Origin of the sequence: Nocardia sp. NPDC059691 (genome assembly GCF_042733915.1) — a bacterium.
GTDB lineage: Bacteria > Actinomycetota > Actinomycetes > Mycobacteriales > Mycobacteriaceae > Nocardia > Nocardia sichangensis.
Genome location: NZ_JBHWFB010000007.1, coordinates 46,151 through 68,243 on the forward strand (window position 1 = coordinate 46,151; position 22,093 = coordinate 68,243).

The following is a 22,093-nucleotide window of genomic DNA, read 5'->3' on the forward strand; positions in this document are numbered from 1 at the left end:
CGGCTGTGTCACCCATCAGACGCCTGTCCCGGCCGTCTCGTAACACCGATACGCAGTGGCGCAGGTCACTTCGGTGCGCTGTTACGAGGCTCGGGCAGCCGACGTCTGGTGTTCGTTCAGTGCACAGCACACGACATCACGAGTGAGGACCACGTCATGGGACCCCGTATCAATCTCAACGACAGCGAGATCGGCGCCAAGATCGGCAAGCGGTTCGCGAACACCAGTCTGGCGATCCTGCAGTCGACGGTGCCGAAGGCCACGATGGAGCTGATGGAGCTGCGCGCAAGCCAGATCAACGGCTGCGGTTGGTGCACCGACGTGCACACCAAGGACCTGACGGCCGCCGGTGAAGCCGCGGTCCGCATCAACCTGGTCGCCGCCTGGCGCGAGTCCAGCGTGTTCACCGAGGCCGAACGGGCCGCGCTGGCGCTGGCCGAGGAGGGTACCCGGCTCGCCGACGCCTACCGAGGCGTCTCCTACGAGACCTGGGCCGAGGTGCGCGAGCACTACGACGACGACCAGATCGCCGCGCTGGTCTACCTGGTCGCCATGATCAACGCTTCCAACCGGCTCGGCGTGATCACGCGCATGCCGGGAGGTTCCTATCAGCCCGGCATGTTCGACGCCATCACGAACTGATCGGCGGGTGCGATCCGGGCCTCCGGCAGGAGTCATCGGAGTGGCGGTCCGGCCTCGCGCTCGCCTTGTGGGTGGGCATGATCCAGCTGCTGCGGCGGTCGGCGGGGTCGGTCTCGCGTTCGATCATTCCCAGTTCGGTCAGGTGGCGCAGCGCGGTGCTGACGTTGCTGGGTCGCATGCCGGTCACCGCGGCCAGGTGCCCGGGAACGGTACCCGGCTCGTGCACGATCACCCGGAGTACTTCGGCCTGTGCCTGGGTTACTCGGCTTCAGTCGTCCTCGGGAGCGGCGATCGTGAGGACCGCGTCGGCGATATGCGGGTTGCGTTCGAGTTCGCGCTCGAGCGCGCGCAGCGTGAGGGCGATGCTCGACTCGGCCGGGTCGCCGACCAGGTCGACGCTCGCGACGAGGAAGACCTGCCGAGGGCCGACGTATTCCAGGCGCACGAAGCGCACCGAGGCCACTTCGGGCATCTCCTCGATGGCGGGCCGCCGCGGCGGCGCGGAGTTCGGGCGAGGCGGGCTCACCGGTCAGGAAGCGCCGGTTACGGTCGATGAGCACTACGGCGATCACCCCGAGCAGCACGCCGACGAGCACCGATCCGAGTGCGTCCCAGGCCGCCGCGCCGGTGAGCTGGTGCAGCCCCATTCCCGCGAAGGCGATGACGATGCCGATCAGTGCGGCGCTGTCCTCCGCGAAAACCGCGCGCAAAGTCGGATCGGAGGTCTTCAGTACGTACTCGAGGATGTCTTGATCGAAGCTCTCCGCCTCGCCGCCGAGTTGCCGCGTGGCCTGTAGCCACGAGGTTCCCTCCAAGACGAAGGCGATTCCGAGCACGAGGTAGGCGATCGCGTAATCCTGTCCACCTCGACCTTCGTGCAGCAGTTCGGTGATCCCGTGCCACACCGACACCGCGGCGCCCGCGACGAACAGTCCCACCGCCGCCAGCAACGACCAGACATACGCCTCGCGTCCGTACCCGAGGGGTCGTTTCGCGTCCGCGGTGCGAGCGCTTCGACGGTTGGCCACGAGCAGGAAGATCTGGTTGCCGGTGTCCGCCCAGGAATGTGCGGCTTCGGCGACCATGGACGCCGAGCCGGACAGCGTCGCGGCGACCGTTTTGGCCACCGCCACCGCGACGTTCGCGCCGAAGGCGACGATCACCGTGCGAGTGCTCTCCCCACCGGCGGTGGGTGCGGATCTCTCGTCGTGGAAAGCGTTCGCTCGCTCCATCTACGCCAGTGTGGCACGACCCCGCCGACTCTGTTTGCCGCACCATGTGTGGGGTATGCGCGGGTCGTGATCAGGCACGACCGCATAGCCGAACCCTGGGGCCACCGGACGCCGTACGAACCGGGAAAGCCGTGGCCCGCCCGCGTGGACATGCATCTGGCGGACGGAGTTCGGGAGCAGGACGTCGACGAGTGGGTACAGTCGGCGTCGATCCTGCACAGCAACGGTGATGCGCTGGACATCGCCGTCAAGGACGGCGGCATCGTCGGGGTCCGTGGACGCGCGGGAGACCGGGTCAATCACGGTCGGCTCGGCCCGAAAGACCTGTTCGGATGGCAGGCGAACGCGTCACCCGACCGGCTGACCAGGCCGCTGATCCGTGTCGGCGGGCGCTTGGTCGAGACCGACTGGGACACGGCGATGAACCGCGTCGTCCAGCGCAGCAAGGAGCTGCTCGCCGAGCAGGGGCCCAGTGCGCTGGGTTTCTACACCAGCGGGCAGCTGTTCCTGGAGGAGTACTACACCCTCGGTGTGATCGCGCACGGGGCGATCGGCACCAACCATCTCGACGGCAACACGCGGTTGTGCACCGCCACCGCGGCCCAGGCACTCAAAGAGTCGTTCGCCAGTGACGGCCAGCCCGGCAGCTACACCGATGTCGACCACGCCGACGTCATCGCGTTGTTCGGACACAACGTCGCCGAAACCCAGACCGTCCTGTGGACACGCATGCTCGACCGCCTGGCCGGAGCGCAACCCCCGGCGTTGCTGTGCGTCGATCCGCGCCCGACGCCCGTAGCCAAGGCCGCGACCGTGCATCTGGCTCCGCTGCCGGGAACGAATGTCGCGCTGATGAACGGATTGCTGCGCGAGATCATCGAGCACGACTGGATCGACCGCGACTACATCGACGCCCACGCCGTCGGATTCGACGAATTGGCCTCGACGGTGGCCGCCTACACCCCGGAGCGGGTGGCCGAGATCTGCGGCGTCGCCGCCGCGGACGTGCGCAGGGCGGCCGAGTTGGTGGGCACCGCGCGACGACTGCTATCGACCGTGTTGCAGGGCTTCTACCAATCCCACCAGGCGACGGCGGCTGCGGTGCAGGTCAACAACATTCACATCCTGCGCGGGATGCTCGGCAAGCCGGGGTGCGGGATATTGCAGATGAACGGCCAACCCACCGCCGAGAACACCCGGGAGTGCGGGGCGGACGGCGACTTGGCCGGTTTCCGCAATTGGGCCAACGACGAGCACGTCGCCGAATTGGCGAAGCTGTGGAACATCGAGACGCACCGGATCCCGCACTACGCGCCCCCGACGCACGCGATGCAGATCTTCCGCTACGCGGAGCAGGGCACGATTCGAATGCTGTGGATCAGCGCCACCAATCCGGCGGTGTCACTGCCGCAATTGGGCCGCATCCGGTCCATTCTCGCTCAGGAGAGACTGTTTCTGGTGGTGCAGGATCTGTTCCGGACCGAAACCGCCGAACTCGCCGACGTCGTCCTTCCCGCGGCGACCTGGGGCGAGAAGACCGGCACCTTCACCAACGCCGATCGGACCGTGCACATCTCCGACAAAGCGATCGACCCACCCGGTCAGGCGCGAGCGGACCTGGACATCTTCCTCGACTACGCCCGGCGCATGGACTTCCGGGACAAAGACGGCGACCCATTGCCGCCGTGGCGCGACCCGGAATCGGCGTTCGAGGCTTGGAAGAAGTGCAGTGCCGGGCGGCCCTGCGACTACACCGGGATCACCTACGAACGCCTGCGTGGCGGCAGCGGCATCCAATGGCCCTGCAACGACGAGCATCCCGACGGGGCCGAGCGACTGTATGAAAACGGCGAGTTCTTCGCTTCCCCGCAGTACTGCGAAAGCTACGGCAAGGACCTGGTCACGGGAACGCCGGTGGAACCGACCGAGTATCGCGCGCTCAATCCCGATGGCAAGGCGATCATCAAGGCCGCCCGCTATGTTCCGCCGCACGAGCAGCCCGGCGACGACTATCCCTTCGCCCTGATCACCGGCCGCACCCTCTACCACTTCCACACTCGCACCAAGACGGCGCGTGCGCCGCAGTTGCAGGCGGCCGCCCCGCAGGTGTGGGTGGAACTGTCTACCGAGGACGCGACGAAACTCGGCGTGGCCGAAGGCGATATGGTGCGGATCTCCTCGCCACGCGGCGCGATCCGGGCACGGGCGCGGATCACCGGCATTCGCACCGGCGTGCTGTTCGTGCCGTTCCACTACGGCTACTGGGACGAGCCCGCCGCTGAGCGCGAGCGGGCAGCCAACGAAATGACCATCACCGACTGGGATCCCGCCTCGAAACAGCCGATCTTCAAGACCGCCGCCGCCGAGCTCGAACGGCTCGCGGGCGCCGACGGGCACCCGGCGCCTGCTCCCACCGCCACCGCGTCCGCGCCGATCACGTCGGGGATCGCCGCCACCGTGGGCGGGACCGCGGCACTCGACGACGAACTGCTCGAGGTCCCGAACCGATGAAACTCCGCATCGCGCTGCGCGAATTGCACCGATCCGAGCGCAAACTCGCCCGGGAATTGTCCGCGATCTCCGCACGCCACGTCACCGAACACGAAATCCGGCACGTGGCGTTGGACATTCGGCGCTGGTCCCTCGACCACATCGCCGACCTTGCCGACGCGGGCCGCCGATACGGGCTGAAGCTTCGCCCCGAGCCCCGCACCGACGCCCTCGGCGCGGGTCTGCAGGAACGTCTGAGCGCCCGGTTGGGCCGTCGGCCGGAACCGGCCCTGCTTCTGCTCGCCGATCTGCGCCGTCTGCACCGCGTCGCGGCGGGCGTGTCCCTCGACTGGGAACTGCTGGCCCAAGGAGCCCAAGCGGCACAGGACCTCGAATTGGTCGACCTCTGTCAGCGCTGCCACCCGCAAACGCTGCGGCAACTGCGCTGGGCGAACGGGATGCTGAAGACACTGTCGCCGCAGGCATTAGTGAGCTGACGACCGCACGGCCGCTCATCTGTCACCAGTCCACGGGAGCTTCCAACGCCGTGAAGCCACCGCGCTGCGGTTTTGGTTGTGCTATCAACTTTGGTTCCCCATCGGCGTTCTCGCACTTACAATGGGCCAACATATAACGGCACGTTATATAGGTGCACGGTGGTGAGACTGGGTCGGCGGTTCCTCCCACCTCGACGATGGGATTCGACATGGTCGGGAGTTCAGCAGAACCGTCGGACTGGTCCGTCGAGCGCAAGGGCGCCGAATGGGTCGCGGACGAGGAACGTCGAGGCAAGCCACGCGCCTTGTTCTGGCCGTGGGCGGGCACCAGCTGCAATGTGGTCCTGGTGTCGTTCGGTCCGTATGTCACCGCGCTCGGCCTGGACTGGCATGTGGCGGCGCTGGCCGCCGCGGTGGGCGCGGTGCTCTCCTTCCTCCTGCTCGGCCTGGTGTCGCTGGCCGGGCAGCAAGGGGGAGCGGCGACCATGGTGGCCGGCCGCGCCGCGTTCGGATTCCACGGCAACAAGATTCCGGCACTGCTGAGCTACCTGGCGTTGGTCGGATGGGAGACCTTCTCGGCGGTGCTGGCGACCCTCGCGGCCCGCACGGTGGCACACCGGCTCGACCCGGATATGGACACCGCGCCGCTCATGGTCGTCACTCTCGTCACTGTCATCGTGGTGACCACGGTGATCGGAATCTACGGCTGTCACGTGATCCTGCGGATCCAGAAGTGGTTCGCCCTCGCATTCACCGCGCTGTCGGTGGTCTATGTAGTGCTGACGCTGCCCAGGATCTCGTTCGCGACGCACGGACAGGTCAGCGTGGGCGCGTTCGTGGGCGGGGTGATGCTGGTCGCCAACACGCTGGGCTTGAGCTGGGTCAACTGCGCGGCCGACTACACCCGCTACCTGCCCCGCGCCGCAGGCAAACGCGCGCTGGTCGGCTGGATCACGTTCGGTGGCACCGCTCCCGCCCTCGTTCTGATGGGACTCGGCACGGTGCTCGCGGCGGGGGATCCGGACATCGCGGCGACGGCGGCCACCGATCCGATCAGCGCGCTGTCGGCCCACTTGCCCACCTGGTTTCTGGTGCCCTACCTGATCCTGGCGCTGGTGGGCTTCGTGTCGGGCTCCATCATCGGCCTCTACTCCTCCGGGCTCGCGCTGCAGACGTTGGGCGTCCGGATATCCCGGCACTACACCGTTCTGATCGACGCGGCCCTGATCGCCGCTGCCGGCGGCTATGTGGCATTCGCGGCCCCCGGGTTCTTCGCTCCGTTCCAGGCGTTCCTGACCACCACCGGTGTGGTGATGGCCGCATGGACCGGAATCTTCGTGGTCGACCTGTGGCAGCGTCGCCGCGTCGGCTACGACCGGACGGCCCTGTACAGCCCGGTCGGCGGCTACGGCAAGGTGAACCGCGTCGGGGTCGGCTGTCTGATCGTCGCGACCATCGCCGGGCTCGGCTTGGTCACCTCGCCCGATCCGCATGTCGGCCCGCTGCTCGGCTACCTGTTCACGCCCGCCGCCCGCGCGGGTGGCCTGGGCAGCAGCAACCTAGGGGTATTCGTCGCGCTGGTCTTGGCGAGCGTGGGATACGCGGCGCTGCATCGGGTAAGTCCGCTCGCGCAGGTGAGCGCGACCGAGCCGCTCGAGGACCGCGAACCGGAACCGGACCGAGTCCCGGTGTAGAAAGAACGCCGTATCGGCTGGTGGTGCGGGCTTTTCGCCGCGACGGTCACACGTGCGCGGCGATCCGCCGATCGATCACCGACAGCGTGAACTCTCCCCATCGAATGTTCTCCTGCTCGAAGGAGATTCCGCGCAGCAGTGTGAGATAGGGGCCGACTCGCTCGGCCTCGGCCAGGTACGCCTGCTCGCTGCGGCCGTCCAGCAACCGGGAACGCAGGCGTTCGTAGCGGGCCAGTTTCGACTTGGACCACTCCAGCTTGTCCGCTACCGCGGCACGCACGGCGGGGGCGTCCTCGACGTCCATGCCCTGCACCTTCACCATCATCTCGTCGCGGATGGCGGTGGGCTTCGCCGGCTTCTCGACGAATTCGTGGAGAGCCGCGCGCCCGGCGGGGGTGATGGCGTGCAGGCGCTTGTTGGGCCTGCGCTCCTGCTGCACGACCCGGGTCTCGATGAGGCCATCGGCCGCCATCCGCTCCAGCTCCTTGTACAGCTGCTGGGGCGTGGCCATCCAGAAGTTGGCCACCGAGGCGTCGAAGCTCTTGGCCAGGTCGTAGCCGGAAGCCTCGCCCTCCAGCAGGGCGGCCAGCACCGCGTTACGTAGCGCCATCGGCTCAGGCTACCACTCGAGAAGATTAATCAAATATCTGTCCTTCGAGCTATGGACAGGTCGACTCGACCTGGATACGGTTCAAGTCACCTATTAAATTTCTTGAGTATAGGAGGTGGGAGATGCACCCCTTCCGCGCAGCCGTGGAAGCTCGTGACGAGGCCGCTATCGAGGCGCTGCTGGCCGACAACGTGGTGTTCACCAGTCCGGTGGCATTCCAGCCGTACCCGGGCAAGGCGATCACCGCGGCCATCCTGCGCGCGGTGATCCGCGTGTTCGAAGATTTCCGCTATGTGCGCGAGATCGCCGACGCGAACGGTCGTGATCACGCGTTCGTGTTCGAGGCCACCGTCGACGGCAAGCGGCTGACCGGCTGCGACTTCCTGCACTTCGACGAGGACGGCAAGATCGACGACTTCATGGTCATGGTGCGTCCGCTCTCGGCGGCACAGGCCCTCTCGGCGCGTATGGGTGAGCAGTTCGAGCGGATCAAGGCCGAGGCCGCCGCGCAGCTCGAGCGGGAAGCCGCCGGAGCGTGAGCGACTACGACGCCATCGTCATCGGCGCGGGCAATGCCGGGCTGACCGCCGCCGCGACCCTCCAGCGCGCGGGCGCGCGAACCCTCCTGCTCGAGCGGCACAATATTCCCGGTGGCTGCGGAACATCCTTTCGCCGTGGACGTTTCGAGTTCGAGGTCGCGTTGCACCAGCTGTCCGGCGTTGGCATCGATGGGCAGCCGATGTCGTTGCGAGAAGGGCTGTTCCAGCAACTCGGCATCGCCGACAAGCTGGAGTTCGTGCAGGAACACGACCTCTATCGTGCCGTGATTCCCGGCCGGCTGGATCTCACCTTGCCCGCGGACTGGGACGGCGCGGTCGCCGCCATCGAGGCCGAGTTCCCCGGCAACCGCGACCGGGCCGCGAAATTCTTCGACCTGATCCGGCAGGTGAGCTTCTGGCAGATCGCCGCCATGCGGAGGATGCCGGTCGAGCAGATCGACCCGGTGCTGTTCGAGTACGGATTGCGGCCGTTGAAGGACGTGCTCGACGAGTTCTTCGATGACGACCGCATCAAGGTCGCGCTGGGCATGTACTGGACCTATCTCGGGCAGCCGCCGTCGAGACTGCGATTCCAGGATCTGGCGCTGACACTGTTCGCCTACTTCGAGTTCAAGCCCTGGCATGTGCGCGGTGGGTCGCAGGCGATGTCCACCGCCATCCTCGACGCCTTCCTCGCCGCGGGGGGCGAAGTGCGGTTCAACACCGGCGTGGAGGCCGTTCTCACCGAATCCGGCCGGGTTCTGGGTGTGCGGCTGGAAGACGGTTCGGAGGTCACCGCTGCCGACGTCGTCTCCAACGCGTCGCTGCCGACCACCTACGGCATGCTCGAAGGCGTCGACGTGCCCGCCGAGGTGCGCAACGATCTGGCCACCAGGCGAATCGGTGTCTCCGGCTTCGTGCTGCACATGGGTCTGGACGCGACTCCGGCCGAATTGAGTTTCACCACCAGCACGACGTTCGTCAACATGGACGCCGACGACGACCGCACCTACCGGGCATGGAAATCGTTCGAGCCCGCGCGGGGCATCTGCGTCAGCTCCTACGATGTCGCGCCGATCGGATTCGCGCCCGCCGGCGCCACGCACGTCAGCCTGATGACGTTGCAGTACGCCGACATCTGGAAGAACATCGCCGCATCGGAGTACGCGCGCACCAAGTTCGCCTACGCCGAAACCCTGCTCGACCTGTGCGAAACCGTCACCCCCGGCATCCGCGACGCCATCGAAGAGGTCGACGTCGCGACACCGTTGACCATGATGCGCTACCTGGGGCATCCGGGCGGCGCGATCTACGGCTACGACCAGGACGCCACCGAAGGCTGGCTGTTCCGCGACAGCGAACGCCGATCCCATGTTCCCGGACTCCATCTGGCCGGCTCCTGGGCCGGGATCGGCGGATTCCAGCCCACCCTGGAGGCCGGTGCGCGCGTCGCCCGCCGTCTCCTGCGCTCCAAAGCCGCCTGATCGGAGGACACTACGTGAAGCACCCACTCGCAGAACGGTTCGACGGGGCGGCGGAGATCCTCGCCGAGATCGATGCCCGCGTCCCCGATACGCGCGACTATTCCGCCGAAACACGCGCAACCATCGACGCCTACCACCCCAAGCGGCTGCGGTTGGTGGTCACCGCGATCATCGAGGAGACCGCCACCGCCAAGACCTTGCGGCTCGAGCGCGCCGACCGGTGCGAGCTGCCGCCCTTCCTGGCGGGCCAGTACGTGAACGTCTTCATCGACGGCACCAGCCGCCCGTTCGCGATCTCCTCCAGCCCGTCCCGGCTGACCCACTACGACCTCACCGTCCGCCGTGTCCCCGGCGGACGCGTCAGCAACCTGCTCGTCGACACCGCCGAGATCGGGCAGGTGCTCACCACCACCGGCCCGATGGGCACCTTCCACCACAACCCGCTTTTTCACGGCAACGACGTGGTGTTCCTCGCGGGCGGTTCGGGCGTGGCTCCGGCTATGAGCATGATTCGTGAGATCGCCGATCTGGGCCTCGATCGCGCCTTCCACCTGATCTACGGCTCCCGCGACGCCTCCGACATCATCTTCGGCGCGGAACTGGACGAGATCGCCGCCACCCACCCCGGCATCGACGTGGACCATGTCATCGCCGAACCCGCCGCCGGCTGGACCGGAGCCACCGGCTTCCTCACCGCGGAAACCATCGACCGGCTGGTGGGCGAACTCGACGGCCGTATGGTCTACGTGTGCGGCCCGCAGGCGCTGTACCCCTACGCCCTCGGGCAGCTCACCGCGCTGGGCCACCCGCGCAAACGCATCCGTTTCGAGGCCAACGGCGCGCCGAGCGATCCCACCGCCCAATCGCACTGGCCCGCCGGTATCGATCCGGCGGAGGAGGTCACCGTCACCGTCGGCAACACCTCCTTCCGCACCCCGCGCAACCGTCCACTACTGGACGCTCTGGAAGACAACGGTATTCGTCCCGAGGCCGCCTGCCGTTCCGGCGAATGCAGCCTGTGCCGGGTGCGGATTCTGAAGGGTGAGGTGCACAACGCCGAGGAGGCGAAACTCCGGCTCTCCGACGCTCGATTCGATTACACCCATTCGTGTGTGGCCTACCCGATCACCGATGTGGAGCTGGGCTTGTGACCTACCGAACCTATGTCGCGCTCGGCGACAGTCAGACCGAGGGCGTCGGCGACGGCGACGACCGGACCGGATTGCGCGGCCTGGCCGACCGCCTCGCCGAACGCCTCGCGCAGGCCGATCCCGGCCTGCTCTACGCCAATCTCGCGGTTCGGGGCAAACTCGCCCGGCAGATCCGCGCCGAGCAACTCGATGCCGCCCTGGCGCTGCGACCGGACCTCGCGACCGTGGTCGCCGGAGTCAACGACCTGCTGCGGCCGAATTTCGACGCCGACGAGGTCGCCGGACACTTGGACGCGATGTTCGCCGCCCTCACCGCCAACGGCGCGGTCGTGGCGACGCTGACCTTCCCCGACCTCGCGCGCATCACCCCGCTCGCGCGCCCGCTCGGCGGTCGCGTCACCGCGCTCAACCAGCGCATCCGCGCCTCGGCGGCACGGCACGGCGTCGTCCTCGCCGAAACCGCCCACCACGCCGCCGTCACCGATCCCCGCCTGTGGAGCACTGACCGGCTACACGCCAACTCGCTCGGACATCAGCGCATCGCCGACGCTCTCGCGCACGCCTTGGGTCTACCCGGCGTCGACGAAAGCTGGGCCGCGCCCTTGACGCCGCCGCTGCCCGCCGGCACCCGAACGGCCACGGTGATGAGCGAAATACGTTGGGCCGCGACCTTCCTGGGTCCTTGGCTCGGTAGGCGGCTCACCGGACGCTCCTCCGGCGACGGACGTACCGCCAAACGCCCGCACCTTCTCCCGGTGCACGGCCGCACGGCGACCGCCGCGCCCACGGACCGGTTCCAGCCGTGACCACGGTGTCGGGGCGCTCTGTGCGGGCTCGTATTGCCGCTCGTCGGTTCCCCAGCACACCCCGCGAGACGAGCGCCGCTTACCCGGCAGGTAATCGACTCTGGTCGATCGCCATGCCACGATCACGCTATGACCGCTTACGCCATAGCTCACCTGCAAGACGCCGCCGCGCACCCGGAGATCGCGGACTACATGGAACGTCTTTCGTCGACCCTCGAGCCGTATGGCGGCCACTACCTCGTGCACGCGACACCACACGAGGTGAAAGAAGGCAGCTGGCCCGGCGCCGTGGTGATGCTGGGCTTCCCCGGGATCGCCGAGGCGCGAGCGTGGTGGGACTCGCCCGCGTACCGGGAGATCGCACCGCTGCGCACCCGGCACATCGAGGGTGACCTCATCCTCGTCGAAGGTGTCCCCCCCGGCTACGCCCCGACCGCCGCCGTGAAAGCCATCCGGGAGGCCGTGTCCGCCGACTAGCCGCTTCCGGCACCGGGCAGACGCACGGTGAATGCGGTGTGGCCGGGTTCGCTGGCCACCGAGATGTCACCGCCGTGCGCCTTGACGACCGCCGCGACGATCGCCAGACCGAGGCCGGTGCTGCCCGCACGCCGCGAGCGCGACGAGTCGCCACGCGCGAAACGCTGGAACACAGTCGGCTGCAAGCTCTCCGGGATTCCGGGTCCGTCGTCGGTCACCCGCAGCACGGCTCCTCCGTGGCCGTGGAATTCCAGCGAGGTGAGCACCGTTGTGCCAGGGCCGGTGTGAACCCGCGCGTTGGTCAGCAGGTTCGCCAGCACCTGATGCAGCCGAGCCGCGTCACCGGTGGTCACCACCGGCTCGTCGGGCAACTCCAGATCCCAGTGAAGTTCTGGTCCCGCGATGTGCGCGTCGCTCACCGCGTCCACTGTGAGCTGGGTCAGGTCCACCGGCTCGTGTTCGAGCCCGCGTCCGGAATCCAGCCGGGCCAGCAGCAGCATGTCCTCGACCAGACCCGTCATCCGCCGGGACTCGGACTCCACCCGGGCCATCGCATTGGCCACCTCGCCGGGCACCTCGGCTCGTTTGCGTTGTGCCAGTTCGGCATAGCCGCGAATGGCGGCCAGCGGGGTGCGCAGCTCGTGGCTGGCGTCGGCGAGGAATTGCCGGACCCGGGTCTCGCTGTCGTGGCGTGCCGACAACGCACCCGTGATGTGATCGAGCATCCGGTTGACCGCCGCGCCGAGCTGTCCGACCTCGGTGCGCGGATCGGCGTCCTCGACCGGAACCCGGACGGGCAGTACCACCTCGCCGCGCCGCAGTTCGAGTCCGGCCACCCGCGCGGCCGTCGCCGCGACCCGATCCAGCGGCGCGAGAGCGTGCCGGATGAGCCAGATGCCAACCAGTGTCGCGACGATCGAGACGACCGCTGTGACGATCGCCAAGATCAACAGAACGCGCAACAGCGTCGCGTCGACGGCGGTCAACGGCAGGCCGGTGACCACGATGTCGCCCGACCAGGTGGTGTCCGCGACCACTCGATACCGGCCCTGGCCGCGGAGATCGACGTCGACCGGCTTCTCGGTGGCCGCCACCGCGGCGAGCTGCTCTTGCGCGGCTCGCGACAACGCTTCCTGCGTGCCGTCGGCCGCGTTGCGGCCCGCCTTGGTGACGCTGCCTTCGTGGACGATGGCGCCGATCATGTCGGGCTGGATACCGCGCCGGTTGAGGAAGTCGGGTCCCGGGCCGTTGTTCGGCGGCGGTGGCGGGGGTGGAGGCAGCGGCGGCGGCTGCTCACCGCTGGGGCGGGGGCCCAGGCTCGGGCCACCGCCGACCTCGCCGAGCGAACGCTTCTGCACATCGATCAGTTCGGTGTCCAGTTGGTGTACCAGGAACTGGCGCAGCGCGAATTCGGTCGCGGCGCCGATACCGACGACCACGATCACCAGTAACAGCACCTGCCCGACCAACAGCCGTGCCCGCAGCGACCAGCGCCGTGGCATCAGCACCCGGCGCGCCGCCTCAGCCTGCGGGCTTGAGGACATACCCGGCACCGCGCAGGGTGTGGATCATCGGCGCGCGTCCACTGTCGATCTTCTTCCGCAAGTAGGAGACATACAGCTCGACTATGTTGGACCGACCGCCGAAGTCGTAACTCCACACCCGATCCAAAATCTGTGCCTTGCTCAGTACCCGTTTCGGGTTGCGCATGAAGAACCGGAGCAATTCGAACTCGGTGGAGGTCAAGACGATCACTTCGCCCGCTCGGGTGACCTCGTGACTGTCTTCGTCCAGCACGAGATCACCGACCACCAGCTGCGCGTCACTGTTCTCGGTGGCGACGCCGGTTCGGCGCAGGAGCGAGCGCAGCCGCAGCACCACCTCTTCGATGCTGAAAGGCTTGGTGACGTAGTCGTCGCCGCCCGCGGTCAGCCCGGCGATGCGGTCCTCGACCGAGTCCTTGGCGGTCAGCAGGAGCACCGGCAGGTCCGAATACTGTGCGCGTAGTTTGCTCAGCACCTCTAGCCCGGTCATGTCCGGCAGCATCACATCGAGCACCACCACATCGGGGCGGGCTTCGCGGGTCTTGGCGACGGCGGTCCGGCCGTCACCCGCGGTAGTGACCTCCCATCCCTCGTAGCGCAACGCCATCGACATCATCTCGGCCAGAACGGGCTCGTCGTCGACCACGAGCACGGTGATCGGGCTGCCGTCGGCGCGGCGCACGACAATTCGTTCGGCCGGCCCGTTCCCGGTGGTCGTCGCGGACATCGTTTCACCATGGCGAGCAACGCTTGGGGTCCGCTGTGGTGCGGCTATGTGTTTGCTGTGAGGGTGCGACCAGCGGAAACGGGCTCGCGCGGCGGAGGCGCGGGTATGCGAAGCCGGTCGGTTCACAGCTGGCACACAGCTTCCGCCAACGAGGGACAAATGTTGAGACTCAACGATTCTCGTGTCGGCCTCAGAGCGGTGGCCGACGGTTTCGGACCTGATCCGACAACAGGAGGAACGCAGATGAGTTTCACATCGAAGCTGGCAATGAGCGCCGTGGCCGGTGCGCTCGCGCTCGGCGCCCTCGGCATCGGAGCCGGTGTGGCCGGCGCTGATGCGCCCCAGGGACCGGTGCCCGGACAGCAATGCCCGCCTCCCGGCGATCACCAGGGTCCTCCGCCCGGTGACCACCAGGGCCCGCCTTCCGGCGACCACCAGGGTCCCCCTCCCGGCGACCGTCAGGGCCCGCCGCCCGGTGACCGTCAGGGTCCTCCGCCCGGTGATCACCCGGACGGCCCGCCGCCGCAGTGCCAGCCCGGACAGTGATCCGCTGCACCTCGCACCACATGAGCTGAACAACTGAACAGATCGAGCGCGGCGGCGGACCGAACGTCCACCGCCGCGCTCGGCGTATCCGCGGTGCACTGTGGTGGTCCGTGCAGGGTCGCGTACCCGGCCAACTGCGCGACGTAGCGCGAATCCGGATCTTGCATCGTGATGTCCTCGGTGCTCGGGCCAGGCGTCCGCGAATCGCCTCCACCGTCGTCGTGGACCGACCCCGTCGGCTGTGCGGTGGATTGCGGCCTCCCCATAGGGTTGTGACCGACGGGCGGGTCCGCCGAGAGGAGTTGCCGATGGACGCCGAACACTTCCTGCCGTTCCGTAAGAGCGCGGTGATATCGCTGTGTGCCGACGAACTCCCCGAAGCGGAGCGCGAGTCGTTCACAGAGTTCGCGCGTCTGCTGGCGGCGTTGGTGCACAACGAGTTCCATGTGCGCGGTGAGGCTTTGCTCGATGCCTATCAGGTGGTCGATCCAGCGGAGGACGAACGGGCGATCCGCATTGCCACCCCCGAGCACCGGGCCGCCGCGCGGGCGCGGGTGGAGAGCGAGCTGGTCGCGCTGGCCGAGTCGGCGGATTTCACCCGCATCGATGCCGCTGAGATCGATCGCGCGTTCGCCGAGCACTCGCTGGTGAAGGTGCGGTTGGAAGTCGACGCTGACGACATCGAAACGGCGATGTTCTTCCGCCGCGGGGTCGCGCGGCGCACCGAGCAGGTGCGGTGGCTGTTCGGTCTACGGCGGCGCAGCATCGAATTCATCAGCTACGGCAAGGTTCTGGTGTACGTCGCGTTCACCGAGCGCGCGGAGGCGGTCGCGGATCGGCCCAACGGCGGTGTGCTGGTGAAGTTGTTCCAGAACGTCCCGAGAAGCGACCTCGAGATGCTGTATCCCAGCGTTCGCGTGCGGATGCGGCCACTGGACAAACTGCTGATCGGTGTGCCCGCGGTGGTCTCGGGGATCGTCGTGGTCGCCACCAAGCTGGTCGCTTCGCTGGGGCCGCTGCTCTTGCTGCTGGCGTTCTGGGTGGGGTTGCGCGAGGAATCCGTGCGGCTGGATCAAGCCACGCTGGTGACCCTCGGCGCCGGGTTGGCTGCCTTCGGCGGTTATCTGGTGCGTCAGTTCGCGAAGTTCAAGAACCGCAAGATCAAGTTGATGAAGACGCTGTCGGAGCATCTCTATTTCCGCAACCTCGACAATGATGCGGGAGTGTTCCACCATCTGCTCGGTGCCGCCGAGGATTCGGAGGTGAAGGAAGCCGTGCTGGCATACCACTTCCTGCGCACCGCCGACCGGCCGCTCACCGCCACCGAACTCGATCGGCGCGTGGAGGACTGGTTCCGGCGGCAATGGGGCACAACCTTCGATTTCCAGATCCGCGACGGACTGCGCAGACTCCGGAGGTGGGAACTACTCGTCGAGGACGAGCACGGCACGCTGAGCGCCGTGCCGCCGACCGAGGCGAAACAGCGTCTCGATCATCACTGGGACAACCTTTTTTCCATGTCCGCCAACCGGCTGACGAAGGCGTGAGCCTGTGCAACCAGGCCGACGGTGTCGGCGTCGAGGTCGGCGAGCTTGTTCGAATGCTCAGCGAACTGCGGCTGACGCGAACACAGGCATATTCAGGAAACCGGCGGCCAACCGACCGGCACAGCTCAACCACTGTTCACGGGGTGGCACGGTTGTCTCGATAACGTCGAGCCCGTCGACGCATCGACGAAACCTACGTCAGGGGTTGCGATGGGCCACGACGGACTCTCGCGCAGGACCATGCTCATGCTCACCGTGTCGGCCGTGCTCCCGGTGGACGGATTCGCGTTGCTCGCGTCCGAGTCCGAGAACGAGATGATGCGGCTGACCCTCGACACCGACGGGGCAAGGGTGACGATCGAATGCGCCATCAAACCCGAGATTCGTGCCGCCGCGGTGACCGATCTGCCGCCCGACCTGCCACCGGCTACCCTCGGCCTGCTGGCCGGCGACGCGGACGAGTACATCGTCACCGAAGGCGGTCTGCAAGGACAACGCGGGTTCTTCACCCGTGACGATTCCGCCGCCGTGACCGGAATCGATCTCGCCGGTCGCTTGTTCGCCCGGGTGCGATGACGGCGGCGGGCACCGAAGGGAGACAAGCATGATCACGATCGGGCAGCTCGCGCGGTATGCGGGCGTGACGATCAAGGCCGTGCGCGTCTACCACGAACGCGCCCTGCTGCCCGAGCCGCCGCGCGACTCCTCCGGCTATCGCCGCTACAGCGCCGAGGACGCCATCGATCTGGTCAAGATCAAGACATTGGCGCGATCCGGCGTGCCCCTGGCGCGGATCAAGGAATTGCTGACCGCGAATTCCGACGAGTTCGCGGCGGCGATCGCCGAGATCGACCGCATGCTCGCCGAACGCGCCGAGGAGATCCGCCGCACCCGCGAGCAGATCGCCGAACTGGGGTCAGGCGATCGACTGTTCGTGTCCGCCGATGTCGCCGAATACCTCGCGCGCCTGCGCGCACTCGGGGTGAGCGACCGGGCGGTCCGGATGGAGCGCGACATCTGGATTCTGCTGCAATCGGTCGCTCCGGAACAGGCGTCGGACTGGGTCGCCGACAAGCTCGACGCCATCGACGATCCGCGATTCCGGGCCATCTACCTCGACTACGACGCGGCATTCGACTGGTCCCCCGACGACCCGCGGCTGGTGGACCTCGCCGACCGCACCCGCCGGTGGATCATCGGCAGACGCACCGGAGCCGGCCGGACCACCCCGGCGCTGGATCCGAAACTGGTCCGCCTGGTGAACGAATCCGTCGGAGTCACCTCGCCCGCCTGGGAACGGCTGACGAAGATCGCGCAGAAGGCGACCACCGAGTAGCAACCGCCCGCATCGGCTCGGCAATCGCATTGCGGTACAGCTGTTTCGAGAGTGCGTTACTGTCCTGCGGACCCGTGCGCCGGCGATCCGGCTGCTCGGGCGGTCATGTCGTACTCCGGAATCGAGGCAAGCGTATGAACCACAAGCTCTGGTTGCTCGGACGGTCCGTCACGGTCGGTGCTCACATCATCGGCGAGAAAGTGTTCCGGCCGAAGGCGCGCGACGTCGAGGACGTCCCGGTGTCGGGTGAGACGCTGACCCCACAGTGGCTGACGGCCGTGCTGTGCCGCGATGTTCCCGGGGCCGAGGTGCTCTCGTTCGAAACCGCGAACGGCAGCCGCGGAACATCAACCCGCGTCGCGATTCGCGTCGACTACAACGACGCGGGACGGCAGGCGGGCTTGCCGACCGACCTCTTCGCGAAGACGACGACGGCCTTCTCGCAACGCATCCTGCTCGGTGGCGGGAAGATGATCGACGGCGAAACCCGCTTCTTCCGTGACTTCCGCCCCCAGGTCGACATCGAGGCGCCGATCGGCTATTGGGGTGCCGCGGATTCCGCGTCCTGGCGATCGATCGCCTTGATGGAGGACATCGCCTCGACCCGTGGTGCGCAGTTCGTCGAGCCGAACGCCCCGGTCGCCCGGGACCAGATCGAAGACCTGGTGCGCAATCTGGCTCGACTCCACCGCACCTTCTGGAATCACCCGTCGATCGCGGACCTCAAGACCACCACCGAGGCGCTGCGGGCATACCTCGCCGCCATCGACATGAAGAAGCGTTGCGAGGTCGGCCTGCGCCGCGCCGCGGCGGTGGTTCCGGAGGCCCTGCACGACCAGGCCGACCGGCTGTGGGCCGGTGTCGAGCGTGCGATCGACAACGCGACGAACGAGCTTCCGCAGACTCTGTTGCACGGTGACCCGCACATCGGGCAGACATATCGAACCGCCGCCGGGCGAATGGGATTCGTCGACTGGCAGGTGGTGATGCGGGGAGGCTGGGCACACGACTTCGCCTATACCGTGAATTCGGGATGCGAGCCCGAGGACCGGCGCGCTTGGGACCGCGAACTGCTGGCGGCCTACCTGGACGAACTCGGAGCCCTCGGCGGCCAAGCGCCGTCGTTCGAGGACGCGTGGCTGGCGTACCGGCAACAGTCCATGTTCGCGTACGCGGCGTGGGCGTTCACGATCGGCAGGGCGGCGTATCAACCCAAGATGCAGCCGGTGGAGACTTGTCTGACGCTGTTGAAGCGAATCACCACGGCCATCGACGACCACGACTCACTGGACGCTCTCGGCGTCTGAGCCCCGAGTTCGTCCACCGCTTCCGTGTTGTCGCGGCCGGGTCGATTCCGGCCGCGCAGCGGATCGGCGGGCATTCTGCGAAGCTTGTTCTCGTCCGCGGTGAGGGTCACGGTCCACGCGCGCTATACCATCGCTTGGTTCCGGCACAGTCGCCGTGAGTTCGCTCCAGTGCAGTGTCCAGGCAGGGAGCGGTAGTTCAGCAGTCACGTTGTGCAACACCAATGTTTGGAGTTCGCTCTTTGAGTACGCCGCAATCTCATGCTCCGGCTGGGTCGTGCCCGGTCCTCCACGGCTCGCCGATCGAATCCGACGAACAGCGAGTGCCCATGTACTCGCCCGAGTTCGCGGCCGATCCGCACCGTGTGTACCGCGAGATGCGCAGGCGCTACGGGTCTTTGGCGCCGGTGGAGTTGGCCCCCGGCGTCCCGGCCACCTTGGTGATCGGCTACGGCACCGCGGTGCGGATCCTCAACGATCCCGACCATTTCCCGGCCGACCCGCGCGCCTGGCAGAAGAACATCCCCGCGGATTGCCCCATTCTTCCCCTGCTGGAGTGGCGGCCCATGGCCAGTCGCAGCGCCGGGACCGATTTCACCCGCTACCGTGGGGCGATCACCGCCAGCATCGACGAGGTCGACCTGTATGCCCTCCATTCCGTCGTGGAAGGACTGGCCACCCCGCTGATCAACTCGTTCTGCGAAGACGGGTCCGCCGAGCTGATCCGCCAGTACGTGTTCCCGCTCGTCTTCCAAGCGGTGAACTATCTGCTCGGCTGCCCGCCGGAGATCGGGGCGCAGGTCGCCGCCGGTACGGCCGCCCTCCTCGAGGGTGTCGACGCCGAGAAGGGCAATCAGATGCTCGGCGAGGCGCTGATGAGCCTCGTGACACTCAAACGCGCCGAACCCCAGCGCGACATCACCTCGGTACTGCTGCGGCATCCCGCCCGGCTCGACGACGTCGAGGCGTCGCACCACGTGTCCCAGGTGTACGGCAGCGGCATCGAATTCCAGCTGAACCTGATCACCAACACCCTGCTGCTGATCCTCACCGACGAGCGCTTCGGCGACAGCATCCTCGGCGGAAACCTGTCGTCCCGCGATGCCATCGACGAGGTCTTGTTCAACGACCCGCCACTGGCGAACCTGCTGATCACCTATCCCCGTCACCCGATCCTCATCGACGACGTCTGGTTGCCCGCGCATCAGCCCGTCGTCATCAGCATGGCCGCGTGCAACAACGACCCCGCGATCCGCACCGGCGACTTGACCGGCAACCGCTCCCACCTGGCCTGGGGCCTCGGCCCGCACGCCTGCCCCGCGCGTCCGCTGGCCTACCTGATCGCGCAAGAGGCCATCGACCAACTCCTCGACGCACTGCCGGAGATCGAACTGAACCTGCCGAACCGAACCCCCGACTGGCGACCGGGCCCCTTCCACCGCGCCCTGACCGAATTGCCGGTCACCTTCCCCCCGACCTCTCCGCTGAACATCTGACGCAACGCTGTCGAGGCTTGCGGCCTGCGGCCGTCATACGACAGGTGCGCGCCGCTACCCACCCGACGACAGTTGGCGGCGTGAGGTGCTGACCGCTCTCGATCGGGCGGAACTGCTTCTGCTGGCGTGCGGGCCCGGATCGGGTCTGCTATCCGCCCGGTCTACGAACGTGCGGGTCGCGCGATGCCGGGACTTCCCTCCGACCACTGGCCGCGCTCGGAAAGATCGTTGTCGCCGTACGGTCACCGGACTTCGCCGCGACCCCGCTCGAGTGCGGCGGGGTCGCACGTACGCACCGTGATCATCAACTGGCGCTACCCCGCGATCGGCCGGACGTGAGGCGGCCGGTGGGGCCCGCCCGGAGTGCGGTCGGCGGGGATGCTGGTGGCGCTGGCCGCGTTGCCGGGGGTGAGGTTGGTCTGGCCGCCGGGAGTCAGGTTGGTTTGCGGCCCGCATGCCAGGTTGGGCCAGGAGCAGGTCGGTAGGTTGGGGTCCTGGCCGGCCTGGGCCACGCCGGCCGTCAGCAGCCCCATGCCCAGCAGGGCGGGTGCTGCGGCGATCGCCATGGCGCGGGCGAAGCGGCGGGTGCGGTGGGTCGAGCGCTGGTCGATGGTCATATAGGTGCTCCTTCGTGTCGGTGTGGCGGGGCGGTCCCGCTGTCGTCATTTATGACGCTGTCCAGACTCATCGACGCTGGTCCGGGCCGAAAGGACACCCAGGGTGCGTGGCAGCGCACCCTTCTCGTGGTTCGATCCCACCAAGGTGTCGGGTTCCGGTCGTCCACGCGGACACCTTTGCGAGTCGTCCCCGGCATCGCGTTCTCGATCAGCACGGGCGGCGACATCGTCTGCGGCCGCGGAATCGGGACCGCCGAGGATGGCGTATCGGGATACAGCAGCCTGCCAATCGGCGGCGACCGCCGACTCCGCCGCATTGGCCGGGCGAGCGGAGTGGACCGACTACAAGGCGATCATCCTGCCGACCGCGCGCTGATCTCCGGATCGAAGCGAATGCCGGTCACTCAGCGTGTGAACACAATGGCCCGCAACAGCTTTGATCGCTGCGGGCTCGCTCTGCCGACACACCATCAAACGTGGGAGAGCTGATCGCGCAGCACCGTACTCAAGGTGACGGGTTCGCGACCGAGCAGGGTGGCCAGTGTCGGGTCGACAGTGGCGAACTCGCCGACTCGGCTGGCGGCGAAGATGCCCAGCAACTGATCCGCCCGCTGCGCGGGAACGCCTTGGCCCACCAGCTGATCCCGGAACTTGTCGTCGGGTGTCGTGGTCCTCGTCACGGCGCGGCCCGTGATCTGGGTGGCGATACCGGCGATGTCGTCGAAGGTGAGCGCTTGCCCTCCGGTGAGCGGCGGCGTGGGGCCGTCGAAGCGGCCTTCGTCGGCCAGGATGGCGGCGGCGGCTTCGGCGAGGTCGGCGTGCGCGGTCCAGCTGAACGGCCCGTCCGCGGGGAGTTCGAGCTGGCCGGATTCCACTGCGTGGCCGAGGAAGTGCGCCGCGCTGGTGGCGTAGAAGCCATTGCGCAGCGACGTGAACGGTACACCGGAGGCGCGTAGTGCGTCCTCGGTGGCGGCGTGATCACGGCACGCCTGAAAGTGCGACGAGGCACTGGCTCCCATCTGGCTGGTGTAGAGGATGCGCCGGGCGCCCGCGGCGACTGCCGCTTCGATCGCGGTGCGGTGTTGTTCGACGCACTCTTCGCCCATTTTGTCGACGGAGACGATGAGTACCTGAGAGGCGCCCTCGAAGGCGTTGGCGAGGCCGGCGGCGTCGGTGAAGCTTCCCTCGCGTACCCGTACCCCTCGCTCAGCGAAAGCCCGCGCTTTTCGCGGGTCGCGGACGCTGACGCCGACTCGGTCCGCCGGCACGCGCGTCAGCAGTCTCTCGACGATCTGACGTCCCAGCTGTCCGGTGGCTCCGGTCACGATGATCATGATGCGCTCCTGTCTTGCGG

20 protein-coding genes and 2 pseudogenes are annotated in these 22,093 nt (G+C 67.5%); 15 read left to right on the plus strand and 7 right to left on the minus strand.

Annotation, left to right across the window (positions count from 1 at the left end; all coding sequences use genetic code 11):
- Positions 1-156 precede the first annotated feature (156 nt).
- Complete coding sequence (locus ACFV2O_RS16905; protein WP_379252580.1) at positions 157-642, plus strand: carboxymuconolactone decarboxylase family protein; 486 nt, start codon at positions 157-159, stop codon at positions 640-642.
- Here the strand turns inward: ACFV2O_RS16905 and ACFV2O_RS16910 are convergent.
- Positions 632-892 (minus strand): annotated as a pseudogene (locus tag ACFV2O_RS16910) (MarR family winged helix-turn-helix transcriptional regulator); the annotation flags it as partial. The gene ACFV2O_RS16905 and the pseudogene ACFV2O_RS16910 overlap by 11 nt on opposite strands.
- An 18-nt stretch (positions 893-910) precedes the next feature.
- Positions 911-1,874: pseudogene (locus tag ACFV2O_RS16915) on the minus strand (cation diffusion facilitator family transporter).
- Positions 1,875-1,943: 69 nt separating this feature from the next.
- On the opposite strand from ACFV2O_RS16915, the gene ACFV2O_RS16920 reads away from it, so the two are divergent.
- From ACFV2O_RS16920 to ACFV2O_RS16930, 3 genes are all read left to right on the plus strand, one after another.
- Positions 1,944-4,385, plus strand: coding sequence for a molybdopterin oxidoreductase family protein (locus tag ACFV2O_RS16920; RefSeq protein ID WP_379252849.1), 2,442 nt, complete (start codon positions 1,944-1,946; stop codon positions 4,383-4,385).
- Entirely contained in the window at positions 4,382-4,861 is a 480-nt protein-coding gene (locus ACFV2O_RS16925; RefSeq protein WP_379252581.1) for a hypothetical protein, read from the plus strand. Before ACFV2O_RS16920 ends, ACFV2O_RS16925 begins: the two co-directional genes overlap by 4 nt.
- A 209-nt stretch (positions 4,862-5,070) precedes the next feature.
- On the plus strand, positions 5,071-6,555 hold the full coding sequence (locus tag ACFV2O_RS16930) for a purine-cytosine permease family protein (RefSeq protein WP_379252582.1): 1,485 nt from the start codon (positions 5,071-5,073) through the stop codon (positions 6,553-6,555).
- Positions 6,556-6,601: 46 nt separating this feature from the next.
- Here the strand turns inward: ACFV2O_RS16930 and ACFV2O_RS16935 are convergent, their stop codons facing one another.
- Positions 6,602-7,165, minus strand: a complete 564-nt coding sequence (locus ACFV2O_RS16935) for a PadR family transcriptional regulator (RefSeq protein ID WP_355080075.1) — start codon at positions 7,163-7,165, stop codon at positions 6,602-6,604.
- A gap of 122 nt (positions 7,166-7,287) precedes the next feature.
- Between ACFV2O_RS16935 and ACFV2O_RS16940 the strand changes: the two genes are divergently transcribed.
- From ACFV2O_RS16940 to ACFV2O_RS16960, 5 genes are all read left to right on the plus strand, one after another.
- On the plus strand, positions 7,288-7,704 hold the full coding sequence (locus tag ACFV2O_RS16940) for a nuclear transport factor 2 family protein (RefSeq protein WP_379252583.1): 417 nt from the start codon (positions 7,288-7,290) through the stop codon (positions 7,702-7,704).
- Complete coding sequence (locus tag ACFV2O_RS16945) at positions 7,701-9,188, plus strand: phytoene desaturase family protein (RefSeq protein ID WP_379252584.1); 1,488 nt, start codon at positions 7,701-7,703, stop codon at positions 9,186-9,188. The genes ACFV2O_RS16940 and ACFV2O_RS16945 overlap by 4 nt, the downstream gene beginning before the upstream one ends.
- Before the next feature lie 14 nt (positions 9,189-9,202).
- Complete coding sequence (locus ACFV2O_RS16950) at positions 9,203-10,339, plus strand: 2Fe-2S iron-sulfur cluster-binding protein (protein WP_379252585.1); 1,137 nt, start codon at positions 9,203-9,205, stop codon at positions 10,337-10,339.
- A complete protein-coding gene (locus ACFV2O_RS16955) occupies positions 10,336-11,145 on the plus strand; it encodes an SGNH/GDSL hydrolase family protein (protein WP_379252586.1) in 810 nt (269 codons plus the stop codon). Before ACFV2O_RS16950 ends, ACFV2O_RS16955 begins: the two co-directional genes overlap by 4 nt.
- Positions 11,146-11,274: 129 nt before the next feature.
- The gene (locus ACFV2O_RS16960; protein WP_355081382.1) at positions 11,275-11,622 is read left to right on the plus strand and encodes a DUF1330 domain-containing protein; all 348 of its coding nucleotides are present in this window, start codon (positions 11,275-11,277) and stop codon (positions 11,620-11,622) included.
- Here ACFV2O_RS16960 and ACFV2O_RS16965 read toward each other — a convergent pair.
- Both ACFV2O_RS16965 and ACFV2O_RS16970 read right to left on the minus strand, forming a co-directional pair.
- Complete coding sequence (locus ACFV2O_RS16965; protein ID WP_379252587.1) at positions 11,619-13,166, minus strand: sensor histidine kinase; 1,548 nt, start codon at positions 13,164-13,166, stop codon at positions 11,619-11,621. The genes ACFV2O_RS16960 and ACFV2O_RS16965 overlap by 4 nt on opposite strands.
- Positions 13,144-13,848, minus strand: a complete 705-nt coding sequence (locus ACFV2O_RS16970) for a response regulator transcription factor (RefSeq protein ID WP_379252850.1) — start codon at positions 13,846-13,848, stop codon at positions 13,144-13,146. The genes ACFV2O_RS16965 and ACFV2O_RS16970 overlap by 23 nt, the downstream gene beginning before the upstream one ends.
- Positions 13,849-14,136: 288 nt before the next feature.
- Between ACFV2O_RS16970 and ACFV2O_RS16975 the strand changes: the two genes are divergently transcribed.
- The 6 genes from ACFV2O_RS16975 to ACFV2O_RS17000 all read left to right on the plus strand — a co-directional run bounded on the left by ACFV2O_RS16975 (position 14,137) and on the right by ACFV2O_RS17000 (position 20,122).
- Positions 14,137-14,439 carry a hypothetical protein gene (locus ACFV2O_RS16975; RefSeq protein ID WP_379252588.1) on the plus strand — a complete coding sequence of 101 codons (303 nt, stop codon included), beginning with the start codon at positions 14,137-14,139 and terminating at the stop codon, positions 14,437-14,439.
- A gap of 308 nt (positions 14,440-14,747) precedes the next feature.
- Positions 14,748-15,986 carry a TMEM143 family protein gene (locus ACFV2O_RS16980; protein WP_379252589.1) on the plus strand — a complete coding sequence of 413 codons (1,239 nt, stop codon included), beginning with the start codon at positions 14,748-14,750 and terminating at the stop codon, positions 15,984-15,986.
- 210 nt (positions 15,987-16,196) lie between these two features.
- Complete coding sequence (locus ACFV2O_RS16985) at positions 16,197-16,562, plus strand: hypothetical protein (RefSeq protein ID WP_379252590.1); 366 nt, start codon at positions 16,197-16,199, stop codon at positions 16,560-16,562.
- A 28-nt stretch (positions 16,563-16,590) separates the two neighbouring features.
- Positions 16,591-17,322 carry a MerR family transcriptional regulator gene (locus ACFV2O_RS16990; protein WP_379252591.1) on the plus strand — a complete coding sequence of 244 codons (732 nt, stop codon included), beginning with the start codon at positions 16,591-16,593 and terminating at the stop codon, positions 17,320-17,322.
- Positions 17,323-17,456: 134 nt separating this feature from the next.
- Complete coding sequence (locus ACFV2O_RS16995) at positions 17,457-18,629, plus strand: aminoglycoside phosphotransferase family protein (protein ID WP_379252592.1); 1,173 nt, start codon at positions 17,457-17,459, stop codon at positions 18,627-18,629.
- Between the two features lie 326 nt (positions 18,630-18,955).
- The gene (locus ACFV2O_RS17000; RefSeq protein WP_379252593.1) at positions 18,956-20,122 is read left to right on the plus strand and encodes a cytochrome P450; all 1,167 of its coding nucleotides are present in this window, start codon (positions 18,956-18,958) and stop codon (positions 20,120-20,122) included.
- Between the two features lie 314 nt (positions 20,123-20,436).
- On the opposite strand, the gene ACFV2O_RS17005 is transcribed toward ACFV2O_RS17000, so the two are convergent.
- Together ACFV2O_RS17005 and ACFV2O_RS17010 are read right to left on the minus strand one after the other, a co-directional pair.
- Positions 20,437-20,739, minus strand: a complete 303-nt coding sequence (locus ACFV2O_RS17005) for a hypothetical protein (RefSeq protein ID WP_379252594.1) — start codon at positions 20,737-20,739, stop codon at positions 20,437-20,439.
- A 470-nt stretch (positions 20,740-21,209) separates the two neighbouring features.
- Entirely contained in the window at positions 21,210-22,073 is an 864-nt protein-coding gene (locus tag ACFV2O_RS17010; RefSeq protein ID WP_379252596.1) for an NAD(P)H-binding protein, read from the minus strand.
- Between the last annotated feature and the right edge of the window lie 20 nt (positions 22,074-22,093).

Excerpts from the sequence above, each read along its gene's own strand:
- ACFV2O_RS16985 (WP_379252590.1), top strand. The coding sequence starts at position 16,197 with ATGGGCCACGACGGACTCTCGCGCAGGACCATGCTCATGCTCACCGTG.
- ACFV2O_RS17010 (WP_379252596.1), bottom strand. The coding sequence starts at position 22,073 with ATGATCATCGTGACCGGAGCCACCGGACAGCTGGGACGTCAGATCGTC.
- ACFV2O_RS16925 (WP_379252581.1), top strand. The coding sequence starts at position 4,382 with ATGAAACTCCGCATCGCGCTGCGCGAATTGCACCGATCCGAGCGCAAA.
- ACFV2O_RS16935 (WP_355080075.1), bottom strand. The coding sequence starts at position 7,165 with ATGGCGCTACGTAACGCGGTGCTGGCCGCCCTGCTGGAGGGCGAGGCT.
- ACFV2O_RS16990 (WP_379252591.1), top strand. The coding sequence starts at position 16,591 with ATGATCACGATCGGGCAGCTCGCGCGGTATGCGGGCGTGACGATCAAG.
- ACFV2O_RS16905 (WP_379252580.1), top strand. The coding sequence starts at position 157 with ATGGGACCCCGTATCAATCTCAACGACAGCGAGATCGGCGCCAAGATC.
- ACFV2O_RS16940 (WP_379252583.1), top strand. The coding sequence starts at position 7,288 with ATGCACCCCTTCCGCGCAGCCGTGGAAGCTCGTGACGAGGCCGCTATC.
- ACFV2O_RS17000 (WP_379252593.1), top strand. The coding sequence starts at position 18,956 with ATGTACTCGCCCGAGTTCGCGGCCGATCCGCACCGTGTGTACCGCGAG.
- ACFV2O_RS16930 (WP_379252582.1), top strand. The coding sequence starts at position 5,071 with ATGGTCGGGAGTTCAGCAGAACCGTCGGACTGGTCCGTCGAGCGCAAG.
- ACFV2O_RS16960 (WP_355081382.1), top strand. The coding sequence starts at position 11,275 with ATGACCGCTTACGCCATAGCTCACCTGCAAGACGCCGCCGCGCACCCG.
- ACFV2O_RS17005 (WP_379252594.1), bottom strand. The coding sequence starts at position 20,739 with ATGACCATCGACCAGCGCTCGACCCACCGCACCCGCCGCTTCGCCCGC.
- ACFV2O_RS16975 (WP_379252588.1), top strand. The coding sequence starts at position 14,137 with ATGAGTTTCACATCGAAGCTGGCAATGAGCGCCGTGGCCGGTGCGCTC.
- ACFV2O_RS16980 (WP_379252589.1), top strand. The coding sequence starts at position 14,748 with ATGGACGCCGAACACTTCCTGCCGTTCCGTAAGAGCGCGGTGATATCG.
- ACFV2O_RS16965 (WP_379252587.1), bottom strand. The coding sequence starts at position 13,166 with ATGTCCTCAAGCCCGCAGGCTGAGGCGGCGCGCCGGGTGCTGATGCCA.
- ACFV2O_RS16995 (WP_379252592.1), top strand. The coding sequence starts at position 17,457 with ATGAACCACAAGCTCTGGTTGCTCGGACGGTCCGTCACGGTCGGTGCT.